General features: G+C 58.5%; 11 protein-coding genes. 5 read left to right on the plus strand and 6 right to left on the minus strand.

All coding sequences use genetic code 11. The features are described 5' to 3' along the window. Positions 1-285 precede the first annotated feature (285 nt). The gene (locus NXF97_RS02935; RefSeq protein ID WP_274956420.1) at positions 286-1,092 is read left to right on the plus strand and encodes a sulfite exporter TauE/SafE family protein; all 807 of its coding nucleotides are present in this window, start codon (positions 286-288) and stop codon (positions 1,090-1,092) included. Between the two features lie 62 nt (positions 1,093-1,154). Here NXF97_RS02935 and rng read toward each other — a convergent pair whose 3' ends face one another. Next, positions 1,155-2,630 carry a ribonuclease G gene (gene rng / locus NXF97_RS02940; RefSeq protein ID WP_274956421.1) on the minus strand — a complete coding sequence of 492 codons (1,476 nt, stop codon included), beginning with the start codon at positions 2,628-2,630 and terminating at the stop codon, positions 1,155-1,157. Between the two features lie 104 nt (positions 2,631-2,734). Between rng and leuC the strand changes: the two genes are divergently transcribed. Then, on the plus strand, positions 2,735-4,147 hold the full coding sequence (leuC, locus tag NXF97_RS02945; RefSeq protein WP_274956422.1) for a 3-isopropylmalate dehydratase large subunit: 1,413 nt from the start codon (positions 2,735-2,737) through the stop codon (positions 4,145-4,147). 11 nt (positions 4,148-4,158) lie between these two features. After that, a complete protein-coding gene (gene leuD / locus NXF97_RS02950) occupies positions 4,159-4,800 on the plus strand; it encodes a 3-isopropylmalate dehydratase small subunit (RefSeq protein WP_274956423.1) in 642 nt (213 codons plus the stop codon). An 85-nt stretch (positions 4,801-4,885) separates the two neighbouring features. On the opposite strand, the gene NXF97_RS02955 is transcribed toward leuD, so the two are convergent. From NXF97_RS02955 to NXF97_RS02965, 3 genes are all read right to left on the minus strand, one after another. After that, positions 4,886-5,977 carry a cation diffusion facilitator family transporter gene (locus tag NXF97_RS02955; RefSeq protein WP_274956424.1) on the minus strand — a complete coding sequence of 364 codons (1,092 nt, stop codon included), beginning with the start codon at positions 5,975-5,977 and terminating at the stop codon, positions 4,886-4,888. A 200-nt stretch (positions 5,978-6,177) separates the two neighbouring features. Beyond that, positions 6,178-7,518, minus strand: a complete 1,341-nt coding sequence (argG, locus tag NXF97_RS02960) for an argininosuccinate synthase (protein ID WP_274956425.1) — start codon at positions 7,516-7,518, stop codon at positions 6,178-6,180. Positions 7,519-7,780: 262 nt separating this feature from the next. Next, positions 7,781-8,323 carry a biotin transporter BioY gene (locus NXF97_RS02965; RefSeq protein WP_022373812.1) on the minus strand — a complete coding sequence of 181 codons (543 nt, stop codon included), beginning with the start codon at positions 8,321-8,323 and terminating at the stop codon, positions 7,781-7,783. 240 nt (positions 8,324-8,563) lie between these two features. On the opposite strand from NXF97_RS02965, the gene NXF97_RS02970 reads away from it, so the two are divergent. Beyond that, positions 8,564-8,758 carry a hypothetical protein gene (locus NXF97_RS02970; protein WP_274956426.1) on the plus strand — a complete coding sequence of 65 codons (195 nt, stop codon included), beginning with the start codon at positions 8,564-8,566 and terminating at the stop codon, positions 8,756-8,758. Positions 8,759-8,761: 3 nt separating this feature from the next. On the opposite strand, the gene NXF97_RS02975 is transcribed toward NXF97_RS02970, so the two are convergent. Continuing rightward, entirely contained in the window at positions 8,762-10,717 is a 1,956-nt protein-coding gene (locus NXF97_RS02975) for a sensor histidine kinase (RefSeq protein ID WP_274956427.1), read from the minus strand. Positions 10,718-10,741: 24 nt separating this feature from the next. After that, positions 10,742-11,689, minus strand: coding sequence for a hypothetical protein (locus NXF97_RS02980; RefSeq protein ID WP_022373815.1), 948 nt, complete (start codon positions 11,687-11,689; stop codon positions 10,742-10,744). Positions 11,690-11,815: 126 nt separating this feature from the next. Between NXF97_RS02980 and NXF97_RS02985 the strand changes: the two genes are divergently transcribed. Then, entirely contained in the window at positions 11,816-13,342 is a 1,527-nt protein-coding gene (locus NXF97_RS02985) for a tyrosine-type recombinase/integrase (protein ID WP_274956428.1), read from the plus strand. The last annotated feature ends 1 nt before the right edge of the window (position 13,343 follow it).

A 13,343-nucleotide genomic window follows, 5' to 3' on the forward strand; every position in this document is an offset into this window, starting at 1 on the left:
CTCTCAGAGCGGGTTTCAGTGCCTGACCCGGCGCCTAGGTGAATACACCTATTTAATATTACCTAGGCAGTTGATATAGTTCGTAGCGGATCGAGCGGTAGCCGATCCGAATCTCCCTGTGCGGAACGCTCCCGAGGGGCCGTTTTCGAAGTTCTCCCTCTTCCAAAGCGCGCATTGAAGCGTTTCGCATTTTCAGCCCGATTGCACGTGTGTGCCGTCGGGCGTTTTTTTGCCCCGGTTTTTCTAAAATTGCGGCCTTGCCCGATTTTCCGGATGGTTTGAATCATGACTGAACTTCTTTCCTTTGCAGAACTTTTCGGCGTCGGTATCGGCGTGGGGCTTGTGGGGGCGCTTCTGGGCATCGGCGGCGGCCTCATCATGGTGCCGCTTTTCATGCTCACGATGATGACCCCGAACGGCACGACCTTTCAGACCGTGCAGCAGGTGATCGGCACGAGCCTTTTTGGCGTATTTCTCAATTCGGTCTCAGGCACCATCGCCTACATCCGCCAAAAACGCGTGATGTTTCGTGCGGCCCTGCCCTTTGCAGCGGCCACGATCCCGGGCGCCTTTTTGGGGAGCTATGTCACCGAATACTTCTCGGGCCCCGGCTTTTCAATAACTTTCGGCGTGTCGCTTGCCGCGCTCGGCATCTTCATGTTTTTAAAAAGCCGCAGCAGGCGCGCCACGGCCCGCGTGGAAGACTTTGACGTCGCGCATGCCGAGTTTTCCTACACTATCGGCATCACGCTTTCCTTCTTTGTGGGCTTTATCTCGTCGATTTTGGGTATCGGCGGGGGCGTCGTGCACGTACCGATGATGGTCTTTATCCTCGGATTCCCGGCGCAGATTGCCGTGGCAACCTCCACCTTTGTGCTGATGGTGAGTTCCGTGATCGGTGTTGCCGGCCATGCAATGCTCGGTCACATTGTCTGGACCGCAGCCGTTGCGGTGGGGTGCGGCGCTTTTGTCGGCGCACAGTTCGGCGCCAAGATTGCAAAGAAAATCCGCCCGTCCTGGATTGTGATCCTTCTGTCGGCCATTATGGTTCTTTTAGGATGTGAGCTCTTCTGGAGAGGCGTCAGCGCTTAAGTGCACAGCGCTTGCGAAACGAAAGACCGGCTGTTTTTATTCAGGCCGGCCTCTTTTTTAGCTCAGAGCAGGATCACGTCGTACTCTTCCTGGCTGTAGCAGCCCTCCACCTCAAGCGTCACGGGCTTACCCATAAAGTCCTGCAGAAGGTCCAAGGCGGGCGCCTCGTCTTCCAAAAACATATCAATCACGCTTTGCGAAGCAAGGATCTTAAATTCCCTGGCATCGCGGTACTGCTTGAATTCCCGCACGATCTCCCGGAGGATGTCGTAGCAGACGGTGCGCGCGGTCTTAATCTGCCCCCGCCCCCCGCAGACCGGGCACGGTTCGCACAACACGTGCGCAAGCGACTCACGGGTGCGCTTGCGGGTCATCTCAACGAGCCCCAGTTCGGTGAATTCGGAAATGGTGTGCTTGGTGCGGTCAGAAGCCGCGGCGCGCCTTAATTCAGACAACACCGCCTGGCGGTGCTCCTCGCAGACCATATCGATGAAGTCGATGATGATGATTCCGCCCAGGTTTCTCAGACGCAGCTGCCGGGCAATGACCTGAGCGGCTTCAAGATTCGTTTTAAAGACGGTTTCAGAGAAGTCCCGGCGGCCCACAAAGGCCCCGGTATTGACGTCAATCGTTGTCATCGCTTCAGTCTGGTCAACGACCAGATAGCCGCCGCTTTTCAATTCCACACGGCGCCCGAGGGCTTTTTCAATCTCCTCGTCCACCCCGTACATTTCAAAAAGAGGCCGGTCACCGCTGTAGTGCTCGATCTTATCGAGAGCCGCCGGCACAAACCGGCGGGCAAAGGCTCTGAGGTTTTCACAGGTGCGGCGGCTGTCAACCAAAATCCTTCGGGTTGTAGCCTGCACCATGTCCCTTAACACCCGCTGCGAAAGCGACAGATCCTCATACAAAAGCGAGGGCGCGGGCTGACGCGAGCGCTTTTCCTCAATCTCGCTCCAGAGGCGCTTAAGGTAAGTCATGTCCTCGAGAAACTCGCTGTCTTGAGCCCCCTCTTCGGCGCAGGTTCTGACGATGTAACCGCCTTTTTCCGTTTCAGGCCTGAGGGCCGTCACGCGGCTTCTGAGTTCCTCTCTGAGCGCCTCATCTTCAATGCGCTGGCTCACGCCGATATGGTTGTCGTGGGGCAGATAAACGAGCTTGCGGCCTGCAAGCGAAATCGTGGTCGTAAGCCGCGCACCCTTGGTGCCGATAGGATCCTTGGCGACCTGCACCATCAGGCACACGCCCTCGCAGAGAATCTTTTCGATGGGCTTCATGATGCCGTCGGGACCGTGCGCGCTTTCGATGTCCATCACATGGAGAAACCCGGTGCGCTCAAGTCCGATGTCGATAAAGGCGGACTGCATGCCGGGCAGCACCCGGATCACCTTCCCCTTATAGACGTTACCCACAAGCCCGCGGCTTTGCGTGCGCTCAATATGCACGTCTTCAAGGATATCGTCGACGATCACCGCCACGCGGTTTTCCCGCGGCGTGCAGTTAATGAGAATGTCTTCCATAGAAAGCGCTTCCGGCATGGTTGTCTTTGCTTGGCCGACATAATAGCCAATAGCCCGGCAACGGTTTGGCTTATGGCCCGGGCCTATACTCACAAAAAACATGAACCACTAGGAGACAACCCGTGCCCAAGACGCTCTACGAAAAAATCGTCGCTGCGCACACCGTCAAACGTATCGACGCCGCCACCGTGCTTCTTTACTGCGATGTGCACTTTGCCAATGAATACACGTCGCCCCAGGCTTTTGCCGGGCTCGTTGACAGGGGACTCACTGTCCCGGTACCTGACGCGCATCTGTGTGTGGTCGACCACATCCTTCCGAGCATCGATGAGTCACCGCGCCGCATTTACGATGAGAAAAGCCGCATTCAGGCCGAGACGCTTCAAGCCAACTGCCGCCGTTTCGGTATTGACGCCTTTTACGGCCCCGACGATCCGGATCAGGGTGTTGAGCACGTCGTAATGGATGAGCAGGGGCTCGTGCGCCCGGGGATGGTCGTGATCTGCGGCGACAGCCACACCACAACGCACGGTGCCTTAGGTGCCCTGGGTTTCGGGATCGGAACATCGGAAATCGAACATATTCTCGCAACGCAAACGCTTGTCTACCGCACGGCGGGCACGATGCGCATCACGCTTACCGGAAAACTGCCCGAGGGGTCAACCGCCAAAGATCTCGTGCTCACGGTTTTGCGCAAAATCTCCGCGCGCGGCGCCCTGGGGATGATCGTTGAATACTGCGGCAGTGCCGTTGAGGCGCTCACCGTTGAAGAGCGCATGACGCTTTGTAACCTCACGGTGGAAGCCGGTGCCCGCGGGGCACTGATTGCACCGGACACGAAAGCGCTGGCCTGGGTCAAAGACCATGCAGTCGGCATGACCGAAGATGAGTTCAACGCCATGTCAGACTACGCTGCAACGCTCACAACGGACGCCGGCGCGCACTTTGATAAAGAAGTCACGCTTGATGCCTCAGAAGTTGCTCCCATGGTGACCTGGGGCACGAGCCCCGATCAGGCCGTGCGCTTTGACGAAGCGATTCCCGCACCCGAGAGCTTCACCGATCCCGTGGCGCAGGCGGCTGCCCGCCGCGGACTTACCTATCAGGGACTTACAGCCGGACAGGCTCCTGCCGGCACCCCCGTGCAGCATGTTTTTATCGGCTCCTGCACCAACGGCCGCATTTCGGACCTTCGGGAAGCCGCTGCCGTTCTTAGGGGCCGTCACGTGGCGCCGGGCGTACGCGCCCAGGTGATGCCCGGTTCCATGCGCGTGCGCCGTCAGGCCGAACGCGAGGGTTTAGCCGACATCTTTAAGGCCGCCGGCTTTGAATGGCGCAAGAGCGGCTGCACGCTGTGCCTTGCGATGAACGGCAACATACTGAAGGCCGGCGTGCGCTGCGCCTCCACCACCAACCGGAACTTTGAGGGCCGCCAGGGGCGGGGCGCCCGCACGCACCTTGTGAGTCCCGCGGCCGCGGCTGCCGCAGCCGTGACCGGTGTGCTTACCGATCCGAGAACGTTAAAACGCCTGTGAGGATTAACGCCATGGAAAAATTTACAACGCTCACGGCCGTAGCCGCACCGCTTCCCGCCGACAATATCGACACCGATCAGCTCATGCCCAAGCAGTTTCTGCACGGAATCGACAAATCGGGCCTTGCGCAGGGGTTGCTCTATAACCTGCGCTTTGACGGCAACGGTCGGCCTAATCCGGATTGTGTCTTTAATAAGCCGGGCTTTGAAAAAACCGAAATTCTTGTCGCCGGTCCGAACTTCGGCTGCGGCTCAAGCCGCGAGCATGCGGTCTGGGGGCTGATGCAGTTCGGAATCCGCGCGGTCGTAGCCGCCGGATTCGGTGAAATCTTCTATTCCAACTGCTTTAATAACGGACTGCTTGCGGCCAAAGTAACGCCTGAGGATGCGGCGCAACTTTTAAGCGTCCTCTCGGACGCCGTGCCGGTTTCACTCATAATTGATCTGCCCGCGCAGACCATTTCCGCGGCTGGCGGCCTGACGGTCCCCTTTACGGTTGCGGAACGCCACAAGACGATGCTGCTTGAGGGCCTTGACATGCTCGAAGCGACGATAAAAGACAAGGCAGCCATTGAAGCCTTCCGGCGTGAACATGAAGCCGCCTACCCCTGGATGGCGGGGCTGCCCGGCAAAGCCCGGCGGCTGCGCGGATAAATTCTGCTGACCTCAGTTCTAAAAAACAGACGGCCCGAAAGGAAAACGCTTCCGGGCCGTCCGTTTTTATATATCTTTCCGATGACTACGCAGCGCGCTGATGCGGGCAGTCGCTGTTTTCCGGCCGGCTGCAGCAGAAGCGGCAGCCGTCTTTGGGCCGCCAGCGGCACTGCCGTTCCATATCGGCGTTTTCCGGCTGCAGCGTGATGTGGTCAATCGCAAAACGTTCGCGGATGAGCGCCCGGGCTTCGGTTAACGCCAGAGGCCAGTCACAGTTGGGTTCCAGATGCAGATGCGCCATCACGGCGGAATGTTCCGGAGCCATCGTCCAGACGTGCAGATCGTGCACTTCCACGACACCCTTAACGCTCATGAGCGCGTCGCCCACGTCCTGATAATTCACCCCTTCGGGAACGGCATCCGTCAACACGCGCGTCGTGTCCTTAAAGACGCCCCAGGTCGCATGCAGCACGAGGAAACAAACGACAAAGGAGAGAATCGGGTCAGCCAGTGCAAATCTGTCGCCCCCGAAATAAATCAGAGCGCCCGACGTGATTGCCGCCACAGACCCCAAAAGGTCACCCAACACATGCACGAAGGCCGCGCGCGTATTAACGTTTTTCTGATCGCGCGACAAGGACCAGGCCACCGCAATATTGATCAGCAGACCGATCACGGCAACGATCATGACCGAACCCCCGGCAATGGGCGGCGGATTCTGGATGCGGTCAAGGGCCTCCACAAAAATCCAGACGACCACGGCAAGCATCGCGATGCCGTTCACAAAGGCCGCAAGCACCTCAATGCGCCCGTGACCGAAACTGTGGTTGTAGTCCACGCCCTTGCGGGAAATGATGTTTGCAACGAGGGCAAACAAGAGGCTTGCGGAATCGGTGACCATGTGCCCTGCGTCACCCACGAGGGCCAGTGAATTCGCCCAGAGGCCGCCGATTAACTCAACCACGGAAAAACCGAGCGTCAAAACAACCGCGAGGCCCAGCACACTGAAGCGCACCCCCTGCGAGGCGTGGTTGTAGTCTGCGTCACCGTTGTCGTGACCAGAGTATTCCTGAAGTGTTTCCTTCCCCTTGAGATTCAGATCTCCCGTTGATTCGGAATTCGGGGCTGCAGTCAAAACCTGCGTCTCCTGCCCGGCCGGATTCTTGATATCAGTCATTCCCTACGAAGGCGCCTTCGAGCGTTGCCTCCGCCGTTAAAACAAACAATAAAAAACTCCTCCGTCACGCGGAGCGTTCTGACTGAACAGAAACACCCGCCGTCAACGAAGGAGCGTTTTGGTGACCGAGAATTGTTTACATTTACTGCCGGACACTGCAGAGTTTCCCGATCGCGGCTCTGCAGCATCCTTACCATGCGTTACTTCTCCTTACGGCCCGTCAACATCGGAACCACAGAGCCTTCACCGCCCGTGAGCAACCCGGTCTTGGCATAGGTCTGCAGCTTGGCGCGCGTATCGGTGATGTCGAGGTTACGCATCGTGAGCTGACCGATACGGTCCACGGCCGTAAACATCGAGTCACCCTTTTCCATCGTCAGACGCGACGGTTCATAGGTGAGGTTCGGAGAACGCGTATCAAGGATCGTGAAGTCATTGCCGCGGCGCAGTTCAAGGTCGACTTCGCCCGTAATCGGACGCGCAACCCAGCGCATTGCGCTTTCACGCAGCATGATGGCCTGGCTGTCAAACCAGCGGCCCTGATACAGGAGACGCCCGAGCTTGCGGCCGTTGATGTGGTACTGCTCGAGGGTGTCTTCGTTATGAATGCCCGACAAGAGACGCTCGTAGGCAATGTAAAGAAGCGCCATCCCCGGGGCTTCGTAGATGCCGCGGCTCTTGGCTTCAATAATGCGGTTTTCGATCTGATCGCTCATGCCGAGGCCGTGACGGCCGCCGATACGGTTGGCTTCCATCATGAGTTCGACGGCATTCTTGAATTCCTTGCCGTTTAACGCAACGGGCATGCCCTCTTCAAAGCGCACCGTCACTGTTTCCGGATCGATCTTCACGGACTCATCCCAGAAGCGCACGCCCATGATGGGGTCAACGATCTTCATGGACTTGTTGAGGTGCTCAAGGTCCTTGGCTTCGTGCGTGGCACCGAGCATATTGCAGTCGGTGGAATAGGCCTTCTCAGCCTTCATGCGGTAGTTGAAACCTTCAGCATTCAAAAAGGCCGACATTTCGGCGCGGCCGCCGAGTTCCTTAATGAACTGAACGTCAAGCCAAGGCTTGTAGATCTTCAGATTCGGGTTGACGAGAAGACCGTAGCGGTAGAAGCGTTCGATGTCGTTGCCCTTATAGGTCGAGCCGTCGCCCCAGATGTTCACGCCGTCGTCGCGCATGGCTGCAACCAGCATCGTGCCGGTGACGGCACGGCCGATCGGCGTGGTGTTGAAGTACGGAATCCCGGCCGTGGCGATATGGAAAGCCCCGGACTGAATGGCCGCAATGCCTTCAGCGACGAGCTGCGGACGGCAGTCGATCAGGCGCGCCTTCTCGGCACCGTACTCGAGCGCGCGGCGCGGAATCGATTCGTAGTCGTCCTCATCGGGCTGGCCGAGGTTCGCCGTGTAGGCGTACGGGAACGCGCCCTTGTTCTTCATCCAGCGCAGGGCTGCCGAAGTATCGAGACCGCCCGAAAAAGCGATGCCGACCTTCTCGCCGACGGGAACACTTTGCAGAATCGTTTGAGACATTGTGTGTGCACTCTTAAAAAAACCGACGAGAATCTGACGATCGCCGGCAAACAGACACCCCGGAAAAAGCGTGAGACGCACGTGCGCTGCCGCTCACCCGGGAATTCAAAACTTGACAGTATGAAATTATAGATCCTGCGCCCTCCCGTCAATACGGCGTTTATCTCAAATGGTTGCGCAGGAACAAAAGAAAGTCCCGAAAAGCCGCCCGCCGCGCGTACGGACAGCCTTTTCGGAACTGATGACTTTTGAGCTCAGCCTATCAGCGGCGTGCAGCCTTCACAATAAGCGCTCCGAGCACACTCTTTAAGAGTCCGCCCACGACAAAGGGCGCAGCACCCACGGCAACGGCCTTGGCTACGGGCATTGCCAGCACGGCGGCAAGCCAGGCAGTACCCAGCGCGAGGCACAGGGCGTTACCCGCAACCATCGCGGCAAGCGTACGGAGAAATCCGCCTTTACCGGCCAAAAATCCCGTCACAAAAGCTACGACTGGGAAGGTGTAAAGGTATCCGGCCGTGGGCCCCACCATGGCTGCAAGCCCGCCGTTACCCATCGCAAAAAGCGGGAGCCCGGAAAAGCCGCAGGCAACCCAGGCTGCGGTCACAGCGGCCCCGAGACGCGGCCCCAGAAAGACGCCCGTGAGCGTCACGGCAAGCGTCTGCATCGTCATCGGCACCGGCCCCACGGGCACGGCGATATGTGAAGATGCCGTCAGAAAAGCAAAGGCAATGACGGCGCCCAAAACCTGCTGAAGGCGGCGCTTCTCACCGGACTTTGCCGGTGCGGTAAGGATTGTTGACATGGTTTCTCCCTGTTTCAATAGGATAGGTTTCTGAGCCCGCAGAAGAGCTCGGTAACGCGGCATCGTAGGCAAAAGAAAAGTGCGCTTCAAGCCGTGCAGCAACTTGCGTGAAGCACCTGCAAAAACCCCGCTTTTCAACTTGTTTTGATGTTACTCACACAAAATACCCGCTCTTTTACGCTAACGCGTAATTTCCTGCGCAATTTTGCGGGCTTACGGGTAGCATCGGAAGACGACTATGTGCCGCGCATCACGCTTTTAATCGGACTGTTTGTGGTGCTCGTCTGGGCCGTGCATGTGCTCTACAGCTACACGGCCGCCTTTGCCGGACGGCGTATGAAGGGAAAGATCTTTTACATGATTCTGAACCGCACAAGCGCCGTGCTCTTCTGGCTGCTCGCAGCCGGCGTTTTCTGGAATATCGCCGGCCGCTAGCAGTTACATCGCGGTATGTTCGGGCATCTCCGCGCGCGGAATGTCCAGGGCAAAGGTCATGCCGCCCTTGGGGTTGGGCGTGGCAACAAGGCGCCCGTGATGGCGCTCGGCGATGCTGCCGATGATCGAAAGCCCCAGGCCGAGCCCTGTTGATTTACTCGTAACGAGCGGCTGCATGAACTTATCGACATCATGCTGCGTTATTAAGGCCCCGTTATCCTTCACCTCAATGCGCCAGTACTTGTCTTCGGCGTAGACGCGCACCGTGATTTCAGCGTCGGGCCGCCCCTCGAGCGCATCAGCTGCGTTTTTAAGAAGGTTTAAGAGCGCGAGCTCAATCTCCCAGTTGTCGATCTCAGCCCAGAGATAGGGATGCACGGCCTTTCGGATCAGGGCGTCTGTGCGTTTACTTCTGCGGAACGTTTCAATCGCGCGCTCAATGCAGATACTCATGTCCGAAACCTTGAGTTCCGGATTCTGGTGCTTGGCGTAAGCGCGCACGCGGTTGACGATTTCGCTTGCACGTGTGCCCTGTTCCACGATTTCCTCGAGCACTTCGGTAAGCATCTGCGGATCAAGCGCCCCGCGCTTGGCACGGCGCAAAAGGCCGTTCGCAAAGTTCGTGATCGCGCCCAGGGGTTGCTTCAATTCGTGGGCAATCATTGTGGACATCTGCCCGACGATACCGGTGCGCTCAAGGTTGGCGATATGGTCGCGGCTGGCCGCGGCCTGCTTTTCGATGCGGCTTCTGTCAGCCATCGCTTCCCTGAGCTGGCGCGTCCTGAGGCGCACCATTACGGAAACGAGAAACGCGTAGCAGAGAATAAAGACAACCCCCAAAACCAGAGCGAAGAAAAAGCTCGTCTGCTCCCGCACAAAGCGCTCAAAGCTCCAGCGCGCCAGGTGCTCGTAGGGGCCGATCTTGAGATCGAAAAAGAGATCGTGCACGGCGCGGTTGGAAACGGGAAAGCCCCAGTCGCTTCCCTTACCGAACCCCGGCATCACGTAAAGCGACGCGCTCACGGCCTTGGTGAGCTGCGGGTCGGTTCCGGGCGTCACGGCAAAGTACCAGCTCGGGTAAAGCTCGGTGCTGCGTGCGCACATCAGGGGCCCGCCTTTTCTCAGTCCAAGATAGCGCAGATTGTCCGGATGAATGCCGCGCTCGGAGGCCAGATGTTCCAGCGCGCACGCGGGCAGTATCCCCACATCCGCGGTCTTGCGCTCAAGCACCGCTTCCACCACGTTTAAGGGATTGATGCCGTAATAAACCACGCCCTTTAAAAGGACGTTGGGCACAAGGCCTCTTTGCAGCAGATCGCGCCGCGGCACGAGGTTGCCTTCAAAACTCACCGGAGATGTCGCCGCCACGGGGCGCCCCTTCATCTGTTCCACGGTGAGAATATCGGTGTCGGTGCGGGTGAAATAGACCGCGCCGATACTTTCCTTGGGATCACTCGTTTCAGTGGACCAGAGACTTGCCAGGCCCTTTAATCCCGCAAGCGCTTCCATTTCGCTGTAAAACGCGGAATCGGCAAGCACAAAATCCAGACGCCCGGACTGCAGTTCTTCCTGCAGATCTTTTTTACCGTAACTCAGAACCTCCACATTGTCGCGCCCGAAGGTGTGATAAAGCTGCTCAAGGGTGGAACGCACCATTTCGCCGCGGTCCACGAGCTGCGCTTCGGTAATGATGCCCACGCGCATCGGTGCGGAAAAGGCATAAGTGGGCATGCCTTCGCGCTCACCGTCTCCGTTTTCTCCGGACACGATTTTGACGGTGGCGCGCTCAATGCTTTTGGTGAGCGCCGGATCCAGAAACGGAGCGATGTTTTCCACGGCGTCGGGCGCCTGCGCGGGCGCGGTGCTGCGGCTGATGGCAAAGTCAGCTTTAACGGCGCCGTAAACACCGATAAAAAGCAGAACAACAACGACAGCCAGTACGCGGATACGGTTTTTCACGTGATTTCCCGGATTTAAAGCAGACTAGATGCCGGGCATCGGCAGGTGACGGCCGGGCTTGCGGTGATCGACCACACGCACGATGTCATACGTACTCTTAAGGCCCTCGGGAGTCTGCACGGTCGTGACATGCATGTTGACGACCAGAATTTCACCGGGCTTCAGAGCAAACACGCCGTTATCGATGATGTTTAAGAAGGCCTTGTCGCACATACGGGCCCTGATTGTCTGAGCACCGTCCACGAACGTCCAGAAGCGGTCATTGCAGAAAACGGGCGCGGCAAGCGCAAGAGCCATCGTGCGGGTTTCATCGACCAAAAGCACGTCACGCGGCTCAGGCATGGCAAGGGCCGAGACCGCGCGGGCATCAAGCCTGCAGAGTTCGGCGTTCTCATTGCGGTCCGTAATGATCATGCGGGAGACTTCCGCGGAAGCCAGAGCCTTGGCGATCTCGGCAAGGCCCCTGCGCACTTCAATGTGACGCCAGAGGCGGTAGGCGTCGTTCGTGATATGCCAGAGCTGATCGCCCGCTTCAATGTCAACTTTGTCACCCACGAGGTCAATGCGGTCGGGTTCGCGCCCATCCATGGCCAGTAAAAGCGGCACAAGCCCGGTCTGCGTACCCTCTTCCACTTCGGCTTCACCGGGTTCTGCCAGATCCTTCTGATACCACCCCAAAGCCCGCATCACGGCCGCGGGCTGCGGATTTTCGTACCGGCTCTGACCGGAGAGCCACGCACGGCGGGCCATGCCGAAGTTACTCCTGAACCCGAGATCGATCTCATAGGCCCCCGCCTTATCCTTGCGGCGCACATCCACTTCCGGATCCACAAGGTAGCCGTAGAGCGCACGGGTTGCATTGGTGAGCAGCCGGTCCATGCCGATAATGGTTCTGGAGACGGCACTGTCTTCTGAGGTCGTACCCTGATGCAGTGCGCCTTCAAGCGTCAGATCAAATGCAGCAAGCGACACGTTCTTCTCCCACCTACAATTAGACTTGTTTGTTGTTTGGATACGGACCGTTGCGGTCCGTGATGCAAAGGTTTCAATTTTAACGCGCGCGGGCTTTGATTTTTCATCAGTCCGCGGGCCAAAGACATGCAGATCATGGCCGGTATTGAGGTTTTGGACGATGACATCGAAACGGCAGCCCTGGCTGACGTGTTGCCCGCGGATCTCGCGCATCGTGTGGCGGCGCCACTGACCGAATTTGGGCTGCTCACCCCGGAAGATCTCTACGAGTGTGCCGCCAACGTGGGCGGCAACTGGTACCGGCAGCTGCAGGGACTCTCACGCGAAGACGCCGTGGCGCTCATTGACTGGATGAAGAGCGCTGTTCCGGGCCTCGGAGAAATCACCGCGCGCTTTTATCCGCCGGGCGAAGCACCTGAATCGCTTAAAACCCGGGAACCGGCTTCAGACTGTGCTCTTGCTGTCCGGCCGATGGAAGAAATGCAGCTTGCGGGCGACCTCTCGGGCCGCCTCGGCACCAACCGCGTCGGTCGCGGCGGGATGCTTGAGGCCGGCAACGACCTTGAGGCCGTGAACCAATGGCTCGCGGCACGCGCCGTCAATCCCAACACCCGCGCGCAGTACCGCAAGGAAGCCGAGCGCTTTATTCTCTGGTGCACGCTTGAGCGGGGACTTGCCTTAAGTTCCATCACCGCCAAAGACGCCGCCCTTTTTCCCCGGTGGCTTGAAGGCCTCGGGCGCACGGATCCGGCCGTCTGGCAGCAACTCTGGAAAGAACCTCAGGCACTTTGGATCGGCCCGAAAAATGCCGCAAGAACGTCGCCGGCATGGCGGCCCTATAACGGCCCCTTAACCGCCACAAGCCGCAAAACAAGCCTGACCGTGATCCGGCTTCTCTTCAGTTTTCTCGTCAAAACCGGCTATCTGCAATACAACCCCTTTGATCAGGTCTCAGGCAAAGTGAGGCTTCTGCCGGGCGAAGGTGCCCCGCGCGATTTTGCCGACAGGTCGCTGTCTGAATCCCAGTGGGAAGACGTGCTCGAATACCTCGACAGCCTTCCGGAAAACCTCGCTTCCGCCCGCATCCGCGTGGTGCTCTGTCTCGGTAAGGGCCTCGGGATGCGCGCCTCTGAAATCATTCACGCCCAAGCCGGGTGGCTCGTGACGCGGCGAATCGGCGACGATGATCTTCTCGTGATCGAAATCGTCGGCAAGGGCGACAAGGTAAGGCGGCTGCCCGTAAGCAGCGAAGCGCTTGACGCCATCAATCTCTACTTCAGCCTCAGAGACCTCCCCCCGGTTTTAAAAGCCGATCCAAAAACAGCGCTTGTCGCCAGTCTCGGGATCGGGCGAAAAAAGGACCCCGCAAGCCTTACCGCGATTTCGCGCTCGGGGCTGTACAGGACACTGGAAAATTTCTTTGAGGGCGCTGCGCTTGCCGCTGAAGACAAAAGTCCCGCAGACGCCGCCAAACTCCGGGCCGCCTCGACCCACTGGCTGCGTCACACCTTTGCCTCCTGTGCCTTGCGCACCATGGACATCAACGTCGTGCAAAACGCGATGGGCCACGCCTCAATCGGCACCACAAGCCGTTATCTGACGCCCGAAGACGCGCAGATTGCAAAGGCCATGAAAAACATGTCACCGATCTGAC

The sequence above is a fragment of the Duodenibacillus massiliensis genome, from assembly GCF_928721995.1.
Lineage (GTDB): Bacteria > Pseudomonadota > Gammaproteobacteria > Burkholderiales > Burkholderiaceae_F > Duodenibacillus > Duodenibacillus massiliensis.